General features: G+C 27.0%; 22 protein-coding genes. 15 read left to right on the top strand and 7 right to left on the bottom strand.

Annotated elements, in window-relative coordinates:
* The first annotated feature begins 1 nt into the window (after position 1).
* From odhB to nadA, 4 genes are all read left to right on the top strand, one after another.
* Positions 2 to 1225, top strand: coding sequence for a 2-oxoglutarate dehydrogenase complex dihydrolipoyllysine-residue succinyltransferase (gene odhB, locus CRV11_RS01465; RefSeq protein ID WP_136131557.1), 1224 nt, complete (start codon positions 2 to 4; stop codon positions 1223 to 1225).
* Between the two features lie 62 nt (positions 1226 to 1287).
* Positions 1288 to 2457, top strand: a complete 1170-nt coding sequence (sucC, locus tag CRV11_RS01460) for an ADP-forming succinate--CoA ligase subunit beta (RefSeq protein ID WP_136131556.1) — start codon at positions 1288 to 1290, stop codon at positions 2455 to 2457.
* On the top strand, positions 2457 to 3326 hold the full coding sequence (gene sucD, locus CRV11_RS01455; protein WP_136131555.1) for a succinate--CoA ligase subunit alpha: 870 nt from the start codon (positions 2457 to 2459) through the stop codon (positions 3324 to 3326). The genes sucC and sucD overlap by 1 nt, the downstream gene beginning before the upstream one ends.
* Positions 3327 to 3579: 253 nt before the next feature.
* On the top strand, positions 3580 to 4626 hold the full coding sequence (nadA, locus tag CRV11_RS01450; protein ID WP_136131609.1) for a quinolinate synthase NadA: 1047 nt from the start codon (positions 3580 to 3582) through the stop codon (positions 4624 to 4626).
* Positions 4627 to 4659: 33 nt separating this feature from the next.
* Here nadA and gpmA read toward each other — a convergent pair whose 3' ends face one another.
* Together gpmA and bioA are read right to left on the bottom strand one after the other, a co-directional pair.
* Positions 4660 to 5355, bottom strand: coding sequence for a 2,3-diphosphoglycerate-dependent phosphoglycerate mutase (gene gpmA, locus CRV11_RS01445; protein ID WP_136131554.1), 696 nt, complete (start codon positions 5353 to 5355; stop codon positions 4660 to 4662).
* A 157-nt stretch (positions 5356 to 5512) separates the two neighbouring features.
* Positions 5513 to 6802, bottom strand: a complete 1290-nt coding sequence (bioA, locus tag CRV11_RS01440; protein WP_136131553.1) for an adenosylmethionine--8-amino-7-oxononanoate transaminase — start codon at positions 6800 to 6802, stop codon at positions 5513 to 5515.
* Between the two features lie 89 nt (positions 6803 to 6891).
* On the opposite strand from bioA, the gene bioB reads away from it, so the two are divergent.
* The 7 genes from bioB to CRV11_RS01405 all read left to right on the top strand — a co-directional run bounded on the left by bioB (position 6892) and on the right by CRV11_RS01405 (position 12713).
* Positions 6892 to 7896 (top strand): biotin synthase BioB, encoded by a 1005-nt coding sequence (gene bioB / locus CRV11_RS01435; RefSeq protein WP_136131552.1) that lies wholly within the window; start codon positions 6892 to 6894, stop codon positions 7894 to 7896.
* Positions 7896 to 9047: an aminotransferase class I/II-fold pyridoxal phosphate-dependent enzyme gene (locus CRV11_RS01430; RefSeq protein WP_136131551.1), complete on the top strand. Its 1152-nt coding sequence runs from the start codon at positions 7896 to 7898 to the stop codon at positions 9045 to 9047. Before bioB ends, CRV11_RS01430 begins: the two co-directional genes overlap by 1 nt.
* On the top strand, positions 9031 to 9786 hold the full coding sequence (gene bioC, locus CRV11_RS01425; RefSeq protein WP_136131550.1) for a malonyl-ACP O-methyltransferase BioC: 756 nt from the start codon (positions 9031 to 9033) through the stop codon (positions 9784 to 9786). Before CRV11_RS01430 ends, bioC begins: the two co-directional genes overlap by 17 nt.
* A complete protein-coding gene (bioD, locus tag CRV11_RS01420) occupies positions 9783 to 10460 on the top strand; it encodes a dethiobiotin synthase (protein WP_136131549.1) in 678 nt (225 codons plus the stop codon). The genes bioC and bioD overlap by 4 nt, the downstream gene beginning before the upstream one ends.
* Before the next feature lie 456 nt (positions 10461 to 10916).
* Positions 10917 to 11162, top strand: coding sequence for a molybdopterin synthase sulfur carrier subunit (moaD, locus tag CRV11_RS01415; protein ID WP_136131548.1), 246 nt, complete (start codon positions 10917 to 10919; stop codon positions 11160 to 11162).
* A 1-nt stretch (position 11163) separates the two neighbouring features.
* On the top strand, positions 11164 to 11616 hold the full coding sequence (gene moaE / locus CRV11_RS01410; protein WP_136131547.1) for a molybdopterin synthase catalytic subunit MoaE: 453 nt from the start codon (positions 11164 to 11166) through the stop codon (positions 11614 to 11616).
* Positions 11617 to 12005: 389 nt separating this feature from the next.
* The gene (locus tag CRV11_RS01405; RefSeq protein ID WP_136131546.1) at positions 12006 to 12713 is read left to right on the top strand and encodes a Bax inhibitor-1/YccA family protein; all 708 of its coding nucleotides are present in this window, start codon (positions 12006 to 12008) and stop codon (positions 12711 to 12713) included.
* Between the two features lie 270 nt (positions 12714 to 12983).
* Here CRV11_RS01405 and CRV11_RS01400 read toward each other — a convergent pair whose 3' ends face one another.
* The gene (locus CRV11_RS01400; protein WP_136131545.1) at positions 12984 to 13559 is read right to left on the bottom strand and encodes a DedA family protein; all 576 of its coding nucleotides are present in this window, start codon (positions 13557 to 13559) and stop codon (positions 12984 to 12986) included.
* A gap of 734 nt (positions 13560 to 14293) precedes the next feature.
* Here CRV11_RS01400 and trxB point away from each other — a divergent pair.
* Positions 14294 to 15253: a thioredoxin-disulfide reductase gene (gene trxB / locus CRV11_RS01395; protein WP_136131544.1), complete on the top strand. Its 960-nt coding sequence runs from the start codon at positions 14294 to 14296 to the stop codon at positions 15251 to 15253.
* Positions 15254 to 15369: 116 nt separating this feature from the next.
* On the top strand, positions 15370 to 15588 hold the full coding sequence (infA, locus tag CRV11_RS01390; protein WP_136131543.1) for a translation initiation factor IF-1: 219 nt from the start codon (positions 15370 to 15372) through the stop codon (positions 15586 to 15588).
* A gap of 58 nt (positions 15589 to 15646) precedes the next feature.
* On the opposite strand, the gene rimK is transcribed toward infA, so the two are convergent.
* Positions 15647 to 16528, bottom strand: a complete 882-nt coding sequence (gene rimK / locus CRV11_RS01385) for a 30S ribosomal protein S6--L-glutamate ligase (protein WP_136131542.1) — start codon at positions 16526 to 16528, stop codon at positions 15647 to 15649.
* A gap of 932 nt (positions 16529 to 17460) precedes the next feature.
* Positions 17461 to 18666 carry a serine hydrolase gene (locus tag CRV11_RS01380; protein ID WP_136131541.1) on the bottom strand — a complete coding sequence of 402 codons (1206 nt, stop codon included), beginning with the start codon at positions 18664 to 18666 and terminating at the stop codon, positions 17461 to 17463.
* A gap of 578 nt (positions 18667 to 19244) precedes the next feature.
* On the opposite strand from CRV11_RS01380, the gene moeA reads away from it, so the two are divergent.
* Together moeA and moeB are read left to right on the top strand one after the other, a co-directional pair.
* Positions 19245 to 20486, top strand: a complete 1242-nt coding sequence (gene moeA, locus CRV11_RS01375; RefSeq protein WP_136131608.1) for a molybdopterin molybdotransferase MoeA — start codon at positions 19245 to 19247, stop codon at positions 20484 to 20486.
* Entirely contained in the window at positions 20476 to 21237 is a 762-nt protein-coding gene (gene moeB, locus CRV11_RS01370) for a molybdopterin-synthase adenylyltransferase MoeB (RefSeq protein ID WP_241974164.1), read from the top strand. The genes moeA and moeB overlap by 11 nt, the downstream gene beginning before the upstream one ends.
* Positions 21238 to 21495: 258 nt before the next feature.
* Here moeB and CRV11_RS01365 read toward each other — a convergent pair whose 3' ends face one another.
* Both CRV11_RS01365 and CRV11_RS01360 read right to left on the bottom strand, forming a co-directional pair.
* Positions 21496 to 21900, bottom strand: coding sequence for an H-NS family histone-like protein (locus CRV11_RS01365; protein ID WP_136131540.1), 405 nt, complete (start codon positions 21898 to 21900; stop codon positions 21496 to 21498).
* Positions 21901 to 23364: 1464 nt separating this feature from the next.
* Complete coding sequence (locus tag CRV11_RS01360) at positions 23365 to 23880, bottom strand: Ail/Lom family outer membrane beta-barrel protein (protein ID WP_136131539.1); 516 nt, start codon at positions 23878 to 23880, stop codon at positions 23365 to 23367.
* Between the last annotated feature and the right edge of the window lie 93 nt (positions 23881 to 23973).

The following is a 23973-nucleotide window of genomic DNA, read 5'->3' as shown; positions in this document are numbered from 1 at the left end:
AATGAGTGTTTTAGAGATTCTTGTTCCTGATTTACCTGAATCAGTTGTTGACGCTTCAATAGCAACTTGGCATAAAAAACCAGGGGATAAAGTAAATCTAGATGAAGTGTTAGTAGAAATTGAAACTGATAAAGTTATAATAGAAATTCCAGCAATTTCTGAAGGTATACTAGAGAATATTGTAAAAGATCAAGGTTCAATTGTAAAAGCACATCAAGTTATAGGTTTTTTAAATACCATAGTTAATTCTAATGACAATATTGAAAAACAAAATCATCAAAAAATTGATCAACAGAATAATCAAGATAAAAAAGAACATGTTGAAGATAATAAATTAATACAAGAAACAAATGACATATTTAGCCCATCTATTCGTCGATTTATTGCAGAACATGATATCGATATTTCACAAATGCAATCTTGTATTGGAAATAAACAAATCACAATTGAAGATATAAAAACATATTTAAATAATAAACTAGAAACAGAAACTAAAACAATAGTTCAAAATAATATAAATTTGGACCGTATTGAAAAACGTGTTCCAATGACACGTATGCGAAAACGTATAGCAGAAAGATTAATAGATGCAAAAAATAGTACTGCAATGTTAACAACATTTAATGAAGTTAATATGCAATCTGTAATAAATACTCGCAAAAAATATGGAGATCTTTTTGAAAAAGGTCATGGGGTTCGTTTGGGTTTTATGTCATTTTACGTTAAAGCTGTTATAGAAGCATTAAAACAATATCCAGAAATTAATGCTTTTATCGATAGTGATGATGTTATCTATCATAATTATTTTGATATTAATATTGCTATATCAACACCAAGAGGATTAGTAACCCCAGTTATAAGAAATGCTGATCAAATGAATATGGCTGATATAGAAAAGAAAATCATAGAATTAGCAGCCAAAGGAAGAGATGGAAAACTGAAAGTAGAAGATTTAACTGGTGGTAATTTTACTATTACTAATGGAGGAGTTTTTGGATCATTAATGTCTACACCCATTATTAACCCACCACAAAGTGCAATTCTTGGTATACATGTTATTAAAGATAGACCTATGGCACTAAAAGGAGAAACAATCATATTACCGATGATGTATATCGCTTTATCTTATGATCATCGTTTAATTGATGGTCGTGAATCCATTGGTTACTTGGTTAAAGTAAAAGAAGGATTAGAAGATCCAATACGTTTACTACTAAACTTATAGTGTTAATTTCTGTATATACAATAATAATTATTATAATATAACATCGATGGATATAAAAAATTGTGAACTTACACGAATATCAATCAAAAAAATTACTTGCTAAATATAATATACCCATACCAAAAGGTTATGTATGTGCTAGTTTACTAGAAATACAAGAAGCATGTTCTAATATAGATGATCATTCATGGGTAATTAAATGTCAAGTACATGCCGGCGGTCGTGGCAAAGCTGGAGCTGTAAAAATTTTAAAAAATCTCAAAGAAATATGCGTTTTTTTTGAAAAATGGCATACAAAACGTCTTATAACTGATCAAACAGATAAACATGGACAACTAGTTAATAAATTTTTAGTTGAAGAAAAGACAGATATCGATAGGGAACTTTATTTAAGTGCTACAATTGATCGTGAAACTTGTCGTATAGTTTTCATAGCTTCTATGCAGGGAGGTGTTGAAATAGAAAATGTTGCCAAAAAAATACCTAATGTAATTTATAAAGTATTTATAGATCCCCTTACTGGACCACAGCGTTATCAGGGTCGTGGATTGGGTTTTAAATTAGGATTAGTAGGAGAACAAATAAATCAATTTACTAATATATTCATGAAATTATCTAATATGTTTGTAGAACTTGATCTTATGTTAATTGAAATTAATCCTTTAATAATAAATCTTCAAGGTAATTTAATTTGTTTAGATAGCAAATTATCAGTTGATAGCAATGCCTTATTTCGTCATCCTGAATTAAATAAGTTGTATGATATTACCCAACAAGATCAACGAGAAGCATATGCAACTCAATTTGAATTAAATTATATATCACTTGAAGGAGATATCGGTTGTATCGTGAATGGTGCAGGTTTAGCTATGGGTACTATGGATATAATTAAATATTATGGTGGTAAACCAGCTAATTTTCTTGATGTTGGTGGTAGCGTTACTGAAGAACGTGTTATAGAAGCTTTTAAAATAATACTGTCAGATATTAATATCAAGTCTATTCTTGTTAATATTTTTGGTGGTATCGTGCGTTGTGATCTAATAGCTAATGGTATAATCGATGCAATGAATATTTTAAATATAGAGCTACCTGTTATCATAAGATTAGAAGGTAATAATTCTGAATTAGCTCAAAAAAAATTAATTAATAGTCGATTAAAAATTATAGTCATAAAAGATTTATCACAAGCAGTTAAGTGTGCTGTTAGTTCTGCAGCGGAGCAAAAATAATGTCTATTTTAATTGATAAAAACACTAAAGTAATTTGTCAGGGTTTTACTGGTAAACACGGTTCATTTCATTCGAAACAAGCACTAGATTATGGAACAAAATTAGTTGGGGGGGTAACTCCAGGAAAAGGTGGCACAATACACCTAGGTTTACCGGTATTTAACACAGTACGAGAAGCTATTGAATATACAGGGGCTACTGCTACTGTAATATATGTCCCCGTACAATTTTGTATGGATAGTATTTTAGAAGCTATCGACTCAGATGTAAAGTTAATCATTACAATTACAGAGGGAATACCAACTTTAGATATGGTAACCATTAAAAAAAAATTAGATGAATCAAACGTTCGCATGATTGGTCCTAATTGTCCAGGTGTTATTACTCCACATGAATGTAAGATAGGGATAATGCCTGCTGATATTCATCGTCCAGGTTGTGTAGGGGTAGTATCACGCTCTGGTACATTGACTTATGAGGCAGTTAAACAGATTACTAATGTTGGATATGGTCAATCTACTTGTGTCGGTATAGGAGGAGATCCTATTACTGGATCAGATTTTGTTGACATAATAAAAATGTTTCAGGACGATCGAAAAACAAAAGCAATTGTCATGATAGGTGAAATTGGTGGAGTATCTGAAGAAAAAGCAGCTGTTTTTATAAAAGAACATGTTACAAAACCCGTTATAGGATATATAGCTGGTGTAACAGCTCCAAAAGGTAAACGTATGGGGCATGCTGGTGCTATCATTGCGGGTGGTAAGGGAACTGCAGATACAAAAATAGATTTACTTGAAAATGCTGGAGTTAAGATTGTATATAAATTAACTGATATAGGCCAAGTAGTAAAATCTATTTTATTGTAATATATATATGACATACAATCATAGATATATTGTTTTTTTAGTATGATGTTATTACAATAATTTAATTTAATTAAATGATATTTGCTGTATATTTTAATGAAGTTTTTATTTAAAATGTGTAATATTTTTCTCAGCTAATTCTAGCAAACATCATATTTAAAGATTTAATTACTTTAGTTCGTTAATTACCAAAACTATTTTAATTAATTAATAAAATGAGTGAAATATGGGAAATACTGTATTTGGTTCTGAGATGAAATCTTATTCTTTTTGGAATAAACATTCCACGTTAAATACTCGTAGTAGTGAAGAAAAAGATTTTTATTTTAATAAAATCAAGAAACTTCTTAAGTCAAGAAACGCTGTGATGATAGCACATTATTACACTAATCCTGAAATTCAGGCATTAGCAGAAATTACAGGTGGATGCGTTTCTGATTCACTTGAAATGGCTAGATTTGGGAGTATACATCCTGCTACAACCTTGTTAGTAGCTGGAGTAAAATTCATGGGAGAAACAGCTAAAATTCTTAGCCCAGAAAAAAATGTATTGATGCCTACTTTAGAAGCACAATGTTCTTTAGATATTAGTTGCCCTATAAAAGAATTTAGTGCATTTTGTGATGATCATCCAGATCGTACTGTCGTAGTTTATGCTAATACTTCAGCAGCAGTAAAAGCTCGTGCTGATTGGGTTGTTACTTCAAGTATTGCAGTTGATTTAATTGAGCACCTTAATTATTTAGGTCAAAAAATTATTTGGGCTCCAGATCGTAATTTAGGTGGATATATCAAGCTAAAATCTAATGCTGATATAATCAATTGGCAGGGTACTTGTATAGTACATAATGAATTCAAAACTCGTGGATTAAAGCGTTTGAAGAATCTATACCCTAATGCTGCAGTTATAGTTCATCCAGAATCTCCTCAATCAATAATCGAATTAGCTGATGTTGTTGGATCAACTTCTCAATTAATTAATGCAGCAAAAAAATTGCCTCATAAACAATTAATAGTTGTTACCGATCGTGCCATTTTTTATAAAATGCAGCAAATTGTGCCAGATAAAGAACTTTTAGAAGCACCTACTGCTGGAGAAGGTGCAACCTGTCGCAGTTGCGCTCATTGTCCATGGATGGCAATGAATAATCTTAAAAATATCTCAGACAGTCTTGAATTTGGTAGTTCTAAATATAAAATTAATGTTGATAATGAATTGAGAAAAGCAGCACTATTGCCACTGAATCGCATGTTAAATTTTGCAAAAACAATAAAGTGTAATGTTAAAAGTAATATCTAATTATTTCAGATAGTATCTTTAAGTAATATCTAATTATTTTAGATAGTATCTTTTAATTATTTTAAAATTTGTTGCAAACTCATATATTATAGGGTTGGCTGTAGGAATATTGATTTTCATGATTTCTTTATCATTTATATTATCTAAGTATTTTATTAGTGCTCTTAGTGAATTACCATGAGCAACAATAACCACTTTATTGCCTCTTTTGACTAAAGGTAAAATATTGTTTTTCCAATAAGGAACTACTCTATTAAAAGTTGATTCCAAGCTTTCACTTAAAGGTAATTGCTCAGGTTGTAAAGAAGCATATTTTAAATCGTATCCTGGAAATCTATTGTCACTTTTTGTTATTTTTGGTGGAAACATTGAAAAACTGCGCCTCCATTGTTCAACTTGTTCTTGACCATATTTTTTTATTGTTTCTATTTTATTTAATCCTTGTAAAGCTCCATAATGACGTTCGTTAAGATGCCAAGATTTTTCTACAGGAAGCCAAGTTTGATCAAGTTCATCTAGAATATACCAAAGAGTATGGATCGCTCTTTTTAACATGGATGTATATCCAAAATCAAATACGAACCCTTCTTTTTTTAAAATATTTGCTGCATCTTTAGCTTCGATATGACCTTTATTAGATAAATCTATATCTGTCCATCCAGTAAAACGATTCTCCTGGTTCCATAAACTTTCTCCATGCCTGAGTAGAACTAGTTTAATTATTTTCATATAATTATCCCTTAATTATTTTATATAAGAATCATATCAATGCTGTAATACAATTTTACTTGATTCAGGTTTATCATTAGTTCATTGTATTATAAAAGTAACATAACAGTTGGTTATTACAATGATTTAAAACGATCATTATTGTTAATAATTGAACCTAAAGAAAATTTAAAGGATATTCAATTGCTAAAAAAATAGATTCTATCAGTTTTTTTAATTCATGTTCTTTAATAATATATGGTGGCACTAAATAAATTAATTTACCAAAAGGACGAATCCAAACACCTTGTCTCACAAAAAAATTTTGAATCGCTGCAATATCTATTGATCTATTAGTTTCAACAACACCGATAGCGCCAAGTATGCGAATATCCGATACTTGTTGTGAATTTTTAAGTGGTAATAAAAATTTAAATAGTTGTTTTTCAATATTTCCAACCTGATGAACCCAATCATTATTTTGTAATATGTTTAAATTTTCTACAGCAACAGCACATGCCATAGGATTACCCATAAAAGTTGGACCATGCATAAAACAATTTGCATAACTATTACTAATAGTATCTGCTATTTCACGTGTAGTAATGGTAGCAGCAAGTGTCATAGTACCTCCTGTGAGCGCTTTTCCTAAACATAAAATATCAGGCTCAATATCAGAATATTCAAAAGCAAACAATTTTCCAGTCCTTCCAAAACCTGTGGCAATTTCATCAACAATCAGTAAAACGTCGTATAGATTACAGTATTCACGAACTAATTGTAAATATTTAGGATTGTAAATGCGCATTCCACCAGCTCCTTGAACTATAGGTTCAATAATAACTGCTGCTAATTTTTTATGATGTTTTTCTATAAGATAGGCAAAATCATCAAAATCTTTTATTGACCAATTTTCGTAAAACCCACATTTTGGTGCTTCCGCAAAATAATTTTCGGTTAAATATCCTTTCCATAAATTATGCATTGAGTTTTTGGGATCACATACAGACATTGCAGCAAACGTGTCTCCATGATAACTATATTGAAGAGCTAAAAATTTTTGACGATTTTCTTTGCGTCCTAACCAATACTGTAATGCCATTTTCATAGATACTTCTATAGATACCGAACCAGAATCACATAAAAATATACATTCTAATGGTAAAGGAGTAATTTCTATAAGTTTACGACATAACGAAATTGCCGAAATATGAGTGAGACCACCAAACATTACATGAGACATTTTTTTTATTTGCTTTTTTATAGCTAAATTAAGACGTGGATGGTTATAACCATGAATTGCTGATAGCCAAGATGACATTCCATCTATGAGTGTTTTACCGTTGTTTAATTTTAATTTGCATCCTTTAGCTTTTATTACTTGGTAACATGGAAAAGGTTTTTTGATTGAAGAATAAGGATGCCAAATATGCTGACGGTCAAAATTATAATTGTTTTTTATTAACATCGTTGTTTTTAACCAAAACAAAAAAATAATTAGTTTATTATAACTGTATTAATCAATAGATTATAGTCGTTAACTGTTGGAGTAAAAATATGATACAACGTTGGAATTTACAACAAGTAGAATCTCTCTTTAATAAGCCATTTATAGAATTAATATTTGAAGCACAACTAATACACCGCAAACACTTCAATCCTCTTTTAATACAAATCAGCACATTATTGTCTATTAAGACAGGTAATTGCCCGGAAGATTGCAAATATTGCGCACAAAGTTCAAGATATAAAACTCGATTAAAATCTGAAAGTCTGATGCAAATACAAAAAGTATTAATCGCTGCTCGAAAAGCTAAAGCTGCTGGTTCTAGTCGTTTTTGTATGGGAGCTGCTTGGAGAAATCCTCAAGATCGCGATATACCTTATTTAGAAAATATAATAAAAGAGGTAAAAGCTATTGGATTAGAAACTTGTATGACCCTTGGTAATTTAAGCAATTCTCAAGCAAAAAATTTAGCTAAAGCTGGACTTGATTTTTATAATCATAATCTAGATACTTCACCAGAATTTTACAAAAAGATTATAACTACACGAAAATATCAACAAAGATTAGATACTCTAAGCAAAATACGTAGTGCGGGAATTAAAATTTGTTCAGGAGGGATCCTGGGATTAGGAGAAACAATTCAAGATCGAGCTAATCTATTGGTTCAATTAGTTAATTTACCAGAACCACCTGAAAGTATACCAATGAATATGCTTGTAAAAATAAAAGGTACACCACTAGAAAATAACGACAAAATTGACCCATTTGAGTTCATTAAAACTATTGCTATAACTAGAATTATTCTACCAAAATCACATATTAGACTATCTGCTGGTCGTGATCAGATGAATGAGCAAACTCAAGCTATGTGTTTTTTGGCAGGAGCTAATTCAATTTTTTATGGTTGTAAATTACTTACAACATCTAATAATAAAGAAGATAAGGATATTGTTTTATTTCGCAAATTAGGTCTTAAAACAGAGCATAATACATTTGAACAAAATAATAATTTAACATTATCTACTAAAAAACAATTTTATGATGCGGGATTGTAATGAGCTGGGAACAAAGAATTCATAAATATTTATCTATACAAATGTTTACTGACAAATGGCGTGAACGATATATTATAGATGAGAATAATACTCGTTTACTTAGAGTAGGAAAAAAAATTTATATTAATTTTTCTAGTAACGATTACCTTGGACTTAATCGCCATCCTTTAATAATCAAAAGTTGGAATCAAGGCATGTCTTTAGCAGGTGTAGGTGCCTCTGCTTCTGGTCATATCACTGGTTTTAGTAAATATCATGCAGATTTGGAAATGCAAATAGCTGATTGGCTAGGTTATTCACGTGCTTTATTATTTATTTCTGGTTTTAATGCTAATCAAGCTGTAATTAATTTACTAGCTAAAAAAAACGATCATATCATAGCTGATAAATTAATTCATGCTTCATTAGTTGATGCAGTAACGCATAGCCCTGCTAAGTTATATCGTTTTAATCATAATATAATGGAAAGTTTAATGTTTTATTTAAATATTTCTTGTGCTGGTGAAAAACTAGTATTAACTGAAGGAATTTTTAGCATGGATGGCGATAAAGCACCATTGAAAATTATTTATAAAACTGCTCAAGAAAGCAAAAGTTGGTTGCTAGTAGATGATTCTCATGGCATTGGAATTATTGGGGATGAAGGACGTGGTAGTTGTTGGTCTGAAGGTGTTAAACCTGAATTATTAACAATATCGTTTAGTAAAGCATTTGGTATCAGCGGAGGTGCTTTATTATGTGAAAAAGATACTGCTGATTATTTTTTACAATTTTCAAAACATTTGATTTATTCAACTTGCATGCCTCCTGCTCAAGCATTTGCTTTACAAACAGCTTTGAATTTGGTTAAAAAAAGTAAATATCTACGTTATCGTCTTAATGAAAATATAAAGTATTTTCAAATGGGCATAAAGTCTACGCCCTGGAAAATAATATCATCAAATAGCGCTATTCAACCATTGATTATAGGAGATATTTGCAATGCCAAAGTCATATCCATGAAATTAGCGAAAGCCGGATGTTGGGTAAACGTAATAAAACCTCCAACTGTATTAACTGGTACTACACGTATACGTATTACTTTATCTGCTGTGCATAAGTTTGAAGATATAGATATTTTATTGGAGGCTTTAAATCATGCTGCTCGTTAATAAACAAGCAATAGCAAAAGCTTTTGATCGAGCAGCAATTAATTATGATAATTATGCATCACTACAAAGATTTAGTGGAGATGCATTATTAGAGTTAGCGCCTGCTTGCTCTGGTCGAATAGTACTTGATGCAGGATGTGGAACTGGTTGGTATAGCCGCATTTGGCGTAATAGAGGGAAATATGTAATAGCATTAGATCTATCTCTTGAAATGTTGAAACAAGCAAAAATAAAAAACAGTGCAAATTATTACGTATCAGGTGATATTGATTACCTACCAATAGCAAATGGTACTTTAGATATAGTGTGGAGTAATCTAGCTGTACAATGGAGTAGTGATTTAAGTACAGTATTAAATAGATTTAATCAAGCATTGAAGCCAAGTGGATATATGTTGTTTTCTACAATTAGCGATGGTTCTTTAAAAGAACTAAATATTGCTTGGTCCTATTTAGATCAATATAATCATGTTAACCAATTTCTTAGCAGAAAAGAAATATTTAAAATTTGTCATATGCAAAATATAATATGTCATTCGCAAGTTGTGATTATGCATTTCCCTACCGTACTTAGTGCTATGCGTTCATTAAAAGGTATAGGAGCTACACATGTACACAAAGGTCGAAATATTATTGTATTAACTCGTAATAATTTGGATAAATTAGGAAAATATTGGCCACGTGATAAATACGGTTTTCGGCTTAGTTATAATTTAATTTATGGAGTAACTGATTTATGAGATGTTTATTTATTACTGGTACTGATACTGAAGTTGGAAAGACTATATCAAGTAGTTTATTAATTCAGCTAGCTAACAACTTTGGATATTGTACTGCAGGATATAAACCAATTGCTTGTGGTTGTAAGATTACTTCAGAAGGAATTCGTAACAATGATGCGCTAATCTTACAAAAACATAGTAGCGTATCATTAAATTATTCTCAAATAAATCCATTACCTTTTCTTGAACTTACTTCACCGCATATAGTTAGTATTAGAGAAAACAATCCAATATTGTTTTCTACTTTATCTAATGGATTGTCAGAATTAAAAAAATTAGCTAATTGGATATTTATAGAAGGTGCAGGTGGTTGGTACACACCTATTTCTAATAATCACACATATGCAGATTGGGTATCTATAGAACAAATTCCAGTAGTATTAGTAGTTGGAATTAAACTAGGTTGTATTAACCATGCTATTCTTACTGTTGAAGCAATAAAATATCGAAAATTAAAACTTGCAGGATGGATTGCTAATACCATCATTCCTGCTGATCAATACTATGATGATTATATTAGCATTCTAATGAAAATGTTACCAAAACCATGTTTAGGGATAATACCTTATCTTGAATCATTAAACGAATACGCTATAGATTATAATGATTGTTTAATACTTCCAGAAATATAGTATATTATTAGATAATAATTATAATTATTTTAATTAGATTAATATTTAATATATGTTAAAATATATGCATATTATTTGTTGTTATTACAAATAACAGATGTTATAAAGTATTTCATTTAAAAACAATATTTATCTTTGAATTTTGAGATAAATTTCAATTATAAAATATCTGATTTTATATGACAGAAAAGTAAATAAATATTTTTCAGTTTTGATTAGTATTTCTAAATATCATCATAAACATAATGAGATATAATATAGCATACTTAAGTTTAAAATTTAATTAATTATATGATATTATATTATTATTCATTGATGATGTTTATCTAAAATATATCTAATATTAATGTCAATTTTTATTAAAAAATTTGCCATAATATTTAAAAATTAATTGTTTGTAATTTGTTGAAATTTATTTCAGCAAATTACAAAAACATGATTGAGTGGATTTAATTTATGATTAAAGTGTTTTTTTTTGCTCGAATTCGTGAGCTAATAGGAGTTAAATCAATAAATATATTAGAAAAACATGAGAATATTAGTTCTTTGATTTTAGCATTATCTCAAAAAGGTGTTTTTTGGAAAATTGCACTTAATTCTAATACATTATTAGTAGCAGTAAACCATACATTAGTTTCCTTAAATCATCCTCTTAATTCAGGTGACGAAGTAGCTTTTTTCCCACCAGTGACAGGAGGTTAAAATGGAGACTAAAATTAGTATTAATAAAAAACCTTTTAATATAGGAAAAGAATATTGTTGGTTAAGTAATTCTTTAGAAGAAGGTGCAACAGTGATTTTTATTGGAAAAGTGCGTAACCATAATCTTGGTGATAAAGTAAAAGAGTTAACTTTAGAATATTATCCAGGTATGACAGAAAAAGTTTTGCAAATAATTATTGATAACACCCGAAAACGGTGGTTTTTACAACGTATTAGGGTTATTCACCGTATTGGAAAGCTAATACCTGGTAATGAGATTGTTTTTATTGGTATCAATAGTATTCATCGCAGTGAAGCTTTTAATGCTGTGGAATTTATTATAGATCATATAAAAACTCGTGCATTATTTTGGAAAAATGAAAAAACAGAATTTGGTAATCGTTGGATTGATGTGTGTAATAGTGATTATGATGCGATAGTTCGTTGGCATTAATTATAGTATATAGAGATTATATTTTATTCTTTAGTACTTATATATAACCTTAAAACTATCAATGTGGAAGTTATTTTTTAATATAATCAGCAATTATTTTATATAATAAAATTTTATTTTTATACAAAATTTGTTGAATAGACAACTCTTTCTTAAGACAAATATAAAATAATACGATTAATCTAAATCATTTGATATTAGGAGTTAAATAAAATGATACTTTAGTTCACAAATTATTGTTCTATTAATAAACAACATAATTTTTATAACACTTAATTAAAGATTGTTATTAATCGTTTATCTTATATAAAGAAAACTCATCTTTATATAGTAAAGTAAATTGTTACTTAACAATGATATTTTTATCTTTATTGAAAGAGGTATAAGTCATGCATCGATACTCACAAAGTGATTCAATTGTACAGCAATCATCAAGAGAACTACATATTTATATGACTCAAGTATATGGATGGATGGCATGTGGTTTAATACTAACATCCTTTGTCGCTTGGTTAACTGCTCATAGTCCAATAATAAATTTTATTTTTGGTAATAAAAATATTTTTTTTTCATTAGTTATTATACAATTATTTTTATCTATTTTTATTTCTAATTCAATAATTAACTTTAGTAGCGCAGTAACTACAGGGATGTTTATGTTTTATTCTATGCTGACTGGATTAGTCATGTCGTGCATTTTTTTATTCTATACTAATTCTTCTATTGTTACTACCTTTTGTATATCTTCCATGATGTTTGGTACTATGAGTATTTATGGTTACACTACTAAAAGAGATTTGAGTAGTTTCAACAATATATTAATTATGGGTCTAATTGGTGTTTTAATATCTTCAATAATAAATATTCTCTTAAAAAATTCTTTATTAACTTGGCTTTTAACATGTATTAGTATTTTACTATTTGTTGGCTTGACAGCATATGATACTCAAAAGCTAAAAATTATTGCTAATCAAATCGATATAAATGATAACAACAGTTTGCGCCGTAATTCGATAGTAGGTGCTCTTATTTTATATTTAGATTTTATTAATCTATTTACTTTATTGCTTAGAATTTTCGGAGATCGTAATAAGTAAATAATTGTACTCCCTATCTCCTATAATTAAATACATGGGGAGAGGGAGATAAAACTATCCTCAAAATATGAAACTTATTGTATATAATTAACTATTATTCATTAAATATTCATAGTTATTGTGAAATTGTTTGATATCATTAAATATTCATAGTTATTTTGAATATTGTTTGATATCATTTATAATGATAGATAATAAAAAAAATGATTTTGAATTTTACTTGATAAAACTAATGAAATATACTTAAGTTGATATCTTAAATAAAATAGTTTATTTATATTTTTTATAAAACAATGAATAAATAGTATAACTTATTATCGATAAAAATATTATAACAACAGATATCAATAATATATATTTTATATGCTGATCAATTTTATATACCCAAGGTATAACAACACCTCCTGCATAATAGCCAATAGTTATAAATATAATTGACCATATAGCAGCTCCTACCACATTTAATATAAAAAATTTCATTGAATTTAAACGACTTGCACCTATAATAATAGGACCAATAATACGAAAACCATACATAAATCTAACCCCAATAACAAATAAGACAGGCTGTCTTTTTATTAATTTTCTTGCTTTAATTACTTTGTTTTTATATTTTTTTAATTTTTGTATTATTCTTGTTCCATATTTTCGTCCTATCCAATAAAGTAATTGATCTCCGAGTATGCCTCCGAACATAGTTGATAGTATTACTCCTGTAAAATTCAATAATCCTTCATGAACTGTAATACCACCTATTAGTGTAAAAGTTTCTCCTTCCGCTATAGACCCAATAAACAGCGCTAAATATCCATATTGACTTATTAATCCTCTAATATTTAAGTGCAAAATTCTACTTCTCCTGTAGCAAACATTTAATTAGGTCATTTATTAATAATACATACAGATTACGAATTATCCTTATTTAGTTTATATGATTTACTTATCATTCGACTTGTGAGTGTAGTACTTATCAAAATATTTTTTTGATTAATAAAAATTATTAATTTTATTGTTTACTTTAACAAAAAATAATTATTGATAATGTATCGATGTAGCAGATATTATTTATATCAATAATGTTATACTGTGTAATTATCATGTAGTGATATTTCGTACTAAATGATTATTTTATATCATTTAAATTTTTTAAAAAAATAAATTTAAAATGATTTTTTCGTACAATTTTTCATTTATAATTATAATCAGTTATTGAAAACATGCAATTATAGTATATAAATTACAACATGTTGTTTATTTAGAATAAAAAAAAATAAAGATATTTGGATAATCAATCATAAAATGATATACTATACAAAATTAGCAAGGGCAAAATGTGTATTATTAATTACAATAATTCTTATTACAATAATCTTAATCTGTATTGTACATCATATAGAATTATATAAATTTTATTTAGAGATATTATTAAATATTTATAATATTATAGGCTACTAGATAATGTTTTATTTTTTATTAGTGTGAGTAATATATAAAAGTTTATATGTAATAAATAATATAGATTATGTTATCATCTTGATAATTTTAATATGAATTCATTTTGTTGATTTATCGAGTATTAAATGACAATACAAAAAAATTATAAACTAATAATTTTAGGATCTGGTCCTGCTGGTTATACAGCCGCTATTTATGCTGCTCGTGCTAATCTTAATCCAGTTTTAATTACTGGTATTAATAGAGGAGGGCAACTAATTAACACCAGAGAAGTAGAAAATTGGCCAGGTGATCACTCTAATTTAACTGGTCCATTATTAATGGAACGTATGTATCAACACGCTAAAAAATTTAATACAGAAATTATTTTTGATCATATTGAAAATATTGATTTAAGTAATAGACCTTTTCATTTATTAGGAAATTATGAATATAAATGTGATGCCTTAATAATAGCAACGGGAGCATCTGTTCGTCATATCGGTTTAGAATCAGAAAAACAATTTATAGGTAAGGGTGTATCATATTGTGCAACATGTGACGGTTTTTTTTATAAAAATCAAACAGTAGCAGTGGTTGGAGGAGGAAATACTGCTGTCGAAGAATCACTATACCTATCTAATATAGCATCTAAAGTACATGTAATTCATCGTCGTAATATTTTTAATGCCGAAAAAATATTGATTGATCGCTTAATGAAAAAAATAAAAGAAGGTAAAATTTTACTGCATATGAATTATGTAGTAAAAGAAATCTTAGGAAATCAACTAGGAGTTAATAGAATAAAATTAGTTTCTAATTTAGATATACAACAAGATAAAGTTTTAGATGTTACAGGAATATTTATTGCAATTGGTAATATCCCAAATACGAGTTTTTTAAATAATCAATTAGAATTAGAAAACGGATATATAAAAATTCAATCAGGAATTAATGGTAATTCAACCAAAACTAGTATTCCAGGAGTATTTGCTGCTGGTGATGTAACAGATAGTATTTATCGACAGGCAATCACTTCAGCTAGTACTGGATGTATGGCTGCACTTGATGTTGAACGTTACTTAGACAGTTTATTAAAGAAATGAGAACCATATGTAAAATATGGCAAATTATTTTAGCTACATAACTATTTAGCTGTTATTAAATAATTTAATTTTGGTTTGCTTTTAATAGAACAAACACTAAATATTAGGAATATTTTATGTCAAAAGAAGATAATATTGAAATGCAGGGTACTGTATTAGATACATTACCTAATACAATGTTCCGTGTGGAACTTGACAATGGACATATAGTAACTGCACATATTTCTGGAAAAATGAGGAAAAACTATATTAGAATTTTGACAGGAGATAAAGTAACTGTCGAATTAACTCCATATGATCTAAGTAAAGGGAGAATTACATTTCGTAGCCGTTAATTATGCATTAGTTTATAATAAAATTTATTTAATGATTGGATTTATAAAAATTATCTCATTAAATATCAAGATATTTTTTTTCAATTAAATCAATTATTTTTCCAGCAATATTCAATCCACTTATATTTTCGATTCCTTCTAAACCAGGAGAAATATTGATTTCTGTAATTAAAGGTCCTCTATTAGATCTTATAATATCAACTCCTACTAATTCAAGATTAAGAATTTCAGCTGCTTTTATCGCTATGAAACGTTCTTTTTCTGTTATATCTACATGATAAGCTTTTCCTCCTTGATGTAAATTAGAACGAAAATCTCCTTCTTTAGATTTTCGTTCTATAGAAGCTACTACTTTCTTATCAAGAACTAAGCAACGCAAATCACAACCATTAGCTTCTTTAATAAATTCTTGTATTAAAATATTAGCATTCATAATACGAAAAGCATCAATTATGCTTTCTGCTGCTCTATAAGTTTCAGCTATTATTACACCAACTCCTTGAGATCCTTCTACTAATTTTATTATTAATGGTACACCACCTACTAAATCAGTTAATTGCTCAGTTTTTTGAAACCAAGAAACACAACTAGTTATTGGAATATCAATACCTGCTTCCGACAATAATTGTAAAGAATGTAGCTTATCATGTGCTTTAGATATAGAAATTGATTTATTTAATGAATAACTACCGCAAATTTCAAATTGACGTAATAAATTTATTCCATAGAAATAGCTAGATATTCCTATACGTGGAATAATTGCATCAAAATGATCTAACAATTGCCCATTGTAATAAATAGATGGATGAATCGCATTGATTTGCAAATTACACAATAAAGGATCAATAACTTGTACATAATGACCTCTATGTTCAGCCATTTTAATTAAACGACAACACGAATACAATGTTCTATCTCGAGATAAAATAGCTATTTTCATCTTTTAATTCCTTAATTGGTTATATTTCTCATTAATATATTGACCAACCTTGTTTTTTAGAAATTTAAAGCATAATTAATCAGATCTTTCTCATGATTAATTTTTGCATTAATTGATTTCACATTATATTTTTACGTTTGTTAACTTTGCTACTGCTATAACGATTTTTAATGTTTATGTTGTATATTTCCAAGTGTGTTTTGGTCTATTATATGATACATAATTTTTATATAAAATAGTTGCCGGTAGTATACAAAATTTAATTTCAGGAACATATTTTGGATAACCTAAATAATAGTAACATGAATTTCGGCAAATTTAATAATTTAATCGTTTTGTAAATATTGTTACAAATACCACCTATAAGAAAAGCACCTAAATTCAAATAGTCTGTAATAAATATTGCGTTTTATGCAATAATTACAGTATCAATCTAGCCAATAATAAGTTATTCAATATATCTACAATGTTTAGCGTTATTACAAATTTATAAATGTCTATTAAAGGAGGAGCAAAATTTGGCATATTAGGATTATCCATTTTTGATTGTTAGATAAATATTTAATGTATAAAAGCAATGATTTATCTGTAACATATATAATAGAGAAATACTGTAAAGATCCAAATGTAGAAGCTGTTTGAATCGAAGCAATAATTGCTTGATATTGTGCATAACTAATACTTTAAGAAGCAAAACAACAAATGAAATGGTAATTACAAATTAAATTAATAGTTGTTGAATTTATTTGATATCCATAAAATCTAACGTTAAATATTTTATAAATACTACTCGTTTAACATTTATTTATAACATTTAATAAAAAAATTCAAATTATAAATTAATTTATCAATCAATATATTACCGTACTCAATTATAAAATATCCAACATAAATTAATGGATGTATTCACTATTTAATGTATTTAATAAGATTTAGAGTGAAAGACCAAACCAAGTATTAATTTTGATGATTATAAAATCTATAAATCTGCTGAAAAAATTTCCTTTCTTAACTTCATTAAGCACTACCAATGGACAATCGTCTACTTCTTTATCTTGGATTTTAAAAACAACCTTCCCAATTATTTGACCCTTTTTTAAAGGAGCATCCAAGCGTTCTGAATTTAGACTAAAGTTTATTTTAACATCTTGTTTTTGATCTTTGATTATAGTTAAGGATACATCATTATTAATACCAATATTAACTTTACTAGATTTTCCAAACCACACTCTTCTACTTGTTAAGGGTACATTTGCTTTTATAGGATTTACGGTCTCAAAGAAATTAAAACCCCATATTAATAATCTTTCACTATCTGTAAAACGGACAGGATCGTTTGGCGCTCCTAGTATAACAGAAATTAAACGAGTGTTATTGTCCACAGCAGAGGCTACTAAGTTATTTCCAGCTCCTAATGTATGACCAGTTTTAATACCGTCAACTTTTAAAACATTACTCCAAAGTAATTTATTTCTATTGATTTGCTTAATGTGATTAAAAGTAAATTCTTTTTCTTTATTTAATTCATATTCTTTAGGAACATCTCGGATTAATGCTTGACCAATGATAGCCATATCGTGAGCAGTACTATATTGTCCATCAGAATCAAGACCATGAACTGTCATAAAATGAGTGTTCTTTAATCCTAATACTTTTACATAATAATTCATTAAATCAACAAATGCATTTTGACTCCCTCCTATATAATCTGCCAATGCTATACAAGCATCGTTACCAGATTGAATAGCAACACCCTTATTTAAATCATAGACAGATACTTGATCACCAGGTTTTATAAACATTAATGATGAACCTTGCAATAATGGATTACCTGGTGCCCATGCATCTTTATTTATTGTTACTATGTCTTCATATTTTATTTTACCTTCTTTTATCTTTTGACCTATTACATAACTAGTCATCATTTTAGTTAGACTAGCTGGATTAAGCTTTTTATCAGAATTAAATTCCGATAATACTGTTCCATTAGAATAATCAATAAGAACCCAAGCCTTAGCGTTCATTTTAGGAGCTACTGGCAATTCCTCTTTAGCATAAACATTAAAGGGGCAAGTAAGTAAGTAAAATGATTCTATAACAAAAGCTATTATAAGAAAAATATTTTTAATATTTATCATGTGTTTTTTCAAAAATTCATCTAATCTTTTATTTAAAGTTTATTGATTATTGTTTAATTGTTTTAATTGGTTAAATGTATTATTTTAGTACTCATTTTATAATTTAAGCAAAATTTTTACAATTAGTAAAATTTAAAAATATTAAATTATTTAATTTGATTCAATCAATTTGATTCAATAAATTGATATTTGTATTTATAAATTGATATTTGTATTTATAATTAGATTAAACAAATAAATTAAATCAACAAATAACTAGTATTAATATAATAGAAAAATAATACATAATTTATATGTTTAACATTATATTAGTTCATAACTAATAACTATTAATTATAGTTCTATAATATTAGAGCGGAACAATATGTTTTGAATATAATATTTATATATGTATACATTAATTAAAATTAGATGCTTATAATATTGACAATATCATTAAAATAATTTTGTTGTTAAATGGTAATAGTTAGAAAATTATTTAAATATTTAAAACAGCATGTTTTTAAAAATTTTTATTTTAATCAAGTCTTTTAGTTTTGTAATTGTTATGTTTTATAACGCGATTTTGCTACATTATGATGAAAAACTCTATTAAAAAATTAACGTCATTCCAAAATGCTCGCAAAACAATGCTATCACACGCCTATCCAGTAACTAATTATATATGTTTGCCAATTGTAGATGCTTTAGGATGTATTACATCTGAATCATTGATATCACCTATTGATTTACCTTCATTTAATAGTTCAGCAATGGACGGTTATGCTATAAAATCTCATGATATGAAAATGAATAATTTATTAAAAGTCTGTGGTGATGCATTAGCTGGTAAACCATTTATTGGAAATTGGCCAAATGATAGTGCAATAAGTATAATGACTGGAGCACAAATACCAAAGAGCTGCGAAGCAGTAATAAAACAAGAAGATGTTAAAATTATTAATAATAATATTTTTATTAATAAACCAGTTATTTTAGGACAAAATATTCGTTTAGTTGGTGAAGATATTAAAATTGGTGATGTTGTGATTGATAAAGGTGTAAAACTTGGTATTACAGAGTTATCTTTAATTGCATCACTGGGTATTGTTAGTATCAATGTAGTACGTAAACTTCGTGTTGCAATTTTTTCTACCGGTGATGAATTGCAATATATTGGTAAAAAGATAAACTTTAATAATAAATTATACGATATTAATCGTTTTGCTATTTCATTAATGTTAAAGAAATTAGGCTGTGAAGTTATAGATTTTGGAATTATTAAAGATAATATTAATGATATACGTTATGTTATTAAAGAGGCTGATATATCTTCTGATATAGTAATTACTACCGGTAGCCTTTCTGTCGGTAAAACTGATTTTATGAAGACCGTATTAGAAGAAATGGGGAGAATTATTTTTTGGAAAGTAGCTATAAAACCTGGTAAACCTTTCGCATTTGGACATTTAGATAAAAGTTGGTTTATTGGATTACCAGGTAACTCTGTTTCAGCTATTGTAACATTTTATCAGTTAGCACAACCTTTTATCTCTAAATGTCAAGGGCAAAATTATCCTTCTATCTTTAAAAAAAGGTACAAAGTTCGCACTGCAACAAATTTAAAAAAATCTCCAGGTTTTATTGAATTTCAGAGAGGCTATTTGGTTCAAAGCGATAAACATGAAATGCAAGTTTGTAGTACTGGAGTTCAAAATTCACATTTTTTTAGTTCTTTTACAAAAGCTAATTGTTTTATTATATTAGGTTGTGAACAAGGTAATGTTAAAGCTGGTGATTGGGTAGAAGTAGAACCTTTTAATATGTTACTTGAGAAATGAGTTTAAAATCATAAAAAATAAAGAAGAAATATTACGTTATATTGAACAAATCAAATTAGACAGGTTCAATTTTGAAGGCCAAAAGAAAATAAAGTCTAGTAAAGTAGCCATAATTGGTTTAGGTGGATTAGGTTGTACAGCAGCTCTTTATATTGTAGCATCAGGTTTAGGAGAAATTACATTAATTGATTATGATACTGTAATGTTATCTAACTTATCACGTCAAATTTTACATCATGATATTGATATTAATAGATCTAAAGTGTATTCTGCTGCTGAAGATTTATCTAAAATAAATCCACATTGTATAATCAATGTAGTTAATGATAAATTAGAAAAAGATAATATATTAGAAATTATTAGGAGACAAACAGTAATTATTGATTGCAGTGATAATATCACTACTCGTGAACAAATTAACTATTTATGTTCTGTTTTTAAAATCCCATTAGTTTTTGGAGCTGCTATTCGTATGGAGGGTTATCTAAGTACTTTTAATTGGTTACCAGATAATCCATGTTTTCGGTGTATTAGCCGTTTTTTTAATCATATCGATTATAATTGCATAGGACAAGGAATAATGTCCCCTATTGTTGGTGTAATTGGTGCTATGCAGTCATTAGAAGCACTTAAATTATTAACTAACTATGGCAATCAATTTACATCAAGTTTACTTATCTATGATGGATTTAATTTAGAATTTAACCAAATAAAAATTAATAAGGATAACAATTGTACAGTATGTAATTAATTTTAATTATATTTATTGACAAACAAATTATGTTTGGTAAACATGCTTTACATGAATAATATCATAACCATATGAATTACATTAATTATTGTATATACTTTAATACAGTTTCCTGGTATTAAAGTTTGATGTTTTTAGAAATCACATGTTTTGTAAAATATTCACTATATATTATCCATCAGATATCATGTATTAAATACAAATCTCTCAGGAGGGCTCTTAGCCTTAGCTATTATAATTGATTTCATTTCATAGAAGTCAATCAATAATAAGAAAGCTTTCTAGATTTTTTCCTGCTGCTATAGCTTTTTTAATAGCTAGAGGTGTTCTTCCTTGACCTGTCCATAATTTCTGAATACCATTTTCATCTATATAGGAATATTTTGCTGGTCTTGGAATGCGCTTGTTTCTTTTTTTGTCTATTTCTATTAATCCTAACAGTTCACTGGGATCAATTCCGTCTTCTAATAACATTTTACGATATTTAGATAATTTTTCTTCTTTCTCGCGATTTTGTATTTCTTCTGTTTCTGCTTCTTCACGACGTTCAGTTACTACAACGGTTAGTTTTTCTAAAATTTCTTCTAAATCGGCTAATGGAAGTTCACGAGTTTGAGCTCGTAATGTACGAATGTTATTTAAAATTTTAAATGGATCACTCATAATAATATCCTTTATTATAAATTAGGAGTGTAATTAAATTTTTATCAATAATATTCATCTAATTGTGATAAGATACAAATCTTATTCTATAAAAATTATAGAATTTATTATTTATTAATAGATTTTAATTAATTAAATATTATAATATTTAATTAATTATAAAATAAGTATATTACAAATTCTTTTAGAAAATAAAACATATTAACCATATTTAACATGTCTTCTTTGAAAATTGAACTTTAAATTAATTAAAATTAATTATTAATAGAGGATTATAAATTACATTAATTTTAAAATCTATTTTTCTAATATTTAGTAAATAATTTTATAAAAATTATTATCTTCTTTTTTTATTTATTAATAATGACTATAATAAATTATTTAATTTAAATTTTATAAATTGTCTTCATAATTATATTAAATACATACAAAATACATATTGCATAATATGTATCAATATTTACTGTTTTTTATAAAATTTCTTCTAATTGATAACATCATATTACAACATAATTATCAACTCTAACCCCTTTGAACAATTCAAACATAACTTTGTAATATTAATTGTCAAATTTATATTAAAAATATACTAAAATAGATTATTTGCATGATGTCCATAATAATCTTATTAATATGCCTATATTATGTATTTATGTATTCCATCAAACTCTATACATCAATCATATTAATTAAATATAGTTGTAATAATCTCATAGCAATATATTTTATTTTGTTTCTGATAATTGTCAATATTGCTTTTAGTATAGAAATAATTTTACTGTTATTAAAAATAAATATCTATATAGTTGTTTTAATTTTTTTATATATATAATAGAACTAATTATTAATGCTATACACATACATTACATTACACATACATTACATTGTATTTTCAATAATTGAATATATCTGCTATAGTAAAATTTATTTGTTATATTAAATAAACAACTTCCTTGATTTAATCAAATAATATAAATTATATTGATTATTTATTCTAATATAAAAAAAATTCTTAAAATAGCAATACATGTTATCAATGATGATAATATTACTTTTAATAAATTTAATAATTATAAGTATCCAAACTAATAATAGTTTAATTATTTATAAATAATAGAAATTATTTCTAACCTATTATAATATCATGATATTAAGTAAAAAATCATTGTTAATGATTAGTTAATCAACAGATAGTACTAAAAGTTAATTTATTAATTTTAAAAATTAATAACGTAACTACTATAATAGTCATTATTACTATTATGGCTAAAATCAAATTATTAATAATATTATGATTAATTTTCAATATGTTTATTCATTTATAAGTTAGTTTGTTTTAAAATAATATACTGCAAAAACAAAAAATATAAATCTTAACAGAAATATATATTCACAAAATATAATAAACTATTTATAAAGACGGTTTTATATACCGTCTTTAATTTTCAAATCATAAAGATAAAACTAAAAACTATAACCTATACCAGCAACAACATTATTGATGTTATTATCTTTCATGATACCGGCTTCATATCCTAAGTCAATAAAGAAATTTTTTGTAGGATTAAATTGGATTCCCATCATCAATGAAGGCCCGAAATTGGAAAACAAAAATTTATTGTTTATTACAACTGTATGTCTACTTTGAAATTTACCATAGCCCAAACCTAAACCACCATAAATGCTAGACCAATTATTTAAACGAAATGAAGGACCTGTACAAATACTATAATATTGACTTTTTAGGTAAAAATTATCTTGAAACTTATTAATACTGGTATACATGAAGGAATTTATCCAACTAATGGGATAAATCTCATGTTCATAACGATATTTTAAATTCACACCACTTGAGTCAATAGGCATTTTTTTAGAACTACCATGAGCAACTCCACCAATTATTGCAATATGTGCATGTGATACATTGATATATAAAAACATTATGCAAGCTAATACAAAAGAATATGCATATTTTTTCATAATTAACCTCAAAGAAATAAAAATGTATTTTCATTTAATTAAAATGTGATAAATTAATTAAATGGTTACAAATTAATTATTTTTTATATTTAT

The sequence above is a fragment of the Candidatus Pantoea edessiphila genome (genome assembly GCF_002933335.1).
In the GTDB taxonomy this organism is placed as follows: domain Bacteria; phylum Pseudomonadota; class Gammaproteobacteria; order Enterobacterales; family Enterobacteriaceae; genus Pantoea_C.
This window is presented reverse-complemented; position numbering and strand designations above follow the sequence as displayed.

Coding starts and splice junctions, on each gene's coding strand:
- odhB (WP_136131557.1), top strand. CDS start 2: ATGAGTGTTTTAGAGATTCTTGTTCCTGATTTACCTGAATCAGTTGTT.
- sucD (WP_136131555.1), top strand. CDS start 2,457: ATGTCTATTTTAATTGATAAAAACACTAAAGTAATTTGTCAGGGTTTT.
- nadA (WP_136131609.1), top strand. CDS start 3,580: ATGAAATCTTATTCTTTTTGGAATAAACATTCCACGTTAAATACTCGT.
- gpmA (WP_136131554.1), bottom strand. CDS start 5,355: ATGAAAATAATTAAACTAGTTCTACTCAGGCATGGAGAAAGTTTATGG.
- bioA (WP_136131553.1), bottom strand. CDS start 6,802: ATGTTAATAAAAAACAATTATAATTTTGACCGTCAGCATATTTGGCAT.
- bioB (WP_136131552.1), top strand. CDS start 6,892: ATGATACAACGTTGGAATTTACAACAAGTAGAATCTCTCTTTAATAAG.
- CRV11_RS01430 (WP_136131551.1), top strand. CDS start 7,896: ATGAGCTGGGAACAAAGAATTCATAAATATTTATCTATACAAATGTTT.
- bioD (WP_136131549.1), top strand. CDS start 9,783: ATGAGATGTTTATTTATTACTGGTACTGATACTGAAGTTGGAAAGACT.
- moaD (WP_136131548.1), top strand. CDS start 10,917: ATGATTAAAGTGTTTTTTTTTGCTCGAATTCGTGAGCTAATAGGAGTT.
- moaE (WP_136131547.1), top strand. CDS start 11,164: ATGGAGACTAAAATTAGTATTAATAAAAAACCTTTTAATATAGGAAAA.
- CRV11_RS01405 (WP_136131546.1), top strand. CDS start 12,006: ATGCATCGATACTCACAAAGTGATTCAATTGTACAGCAATCATCAAGA.
- trxB (WP_136131544.1), top strand. CDS start 14,294: ATGACAATACAAAAAAATTATAAACTAATAATTTTAGGATCTGGTCCT.
- infA (WP_136131543.1), top strand. CDS start 15,370: ATGTCAAAAGAAGATAATATTGAAATGCAGGGTACTGTATTAGATACA.
- rimK (WP_136131542.1), bottom strand. CDS start 16,528: ATGAAAATAGCTATTTTATCTCGAGATAGAACATTGTATTCGTGTTGT.
- CRV11_RS01380 (WP_136131541.1), bottom strand. CDS start 18,666: ATGATAAATATTAAAAATATTTTTCTTATAATAGCTTTTGTTATAGAA.
- moeA (WP_136131608.1), top strand. CDS start 19,245: ATGAAAAACTCTATTAAAAAATTAACGTCATTCCAAAATGCTCGCAAA.
- CRV11_RS01365 (WP_136131540.1), bottom strand. CDS start 21,900: ATGAGTGATCCATTTAAAATTTTAAATAACATTCGTACATTACGAGCT.
- CRV11_RS01360 (WP_136131539.1), bottom strand. CDS start 23,880: ATGAAAAAATATGCATATTCTTTTGTATTAGCTTGCATAATGTTTTTA.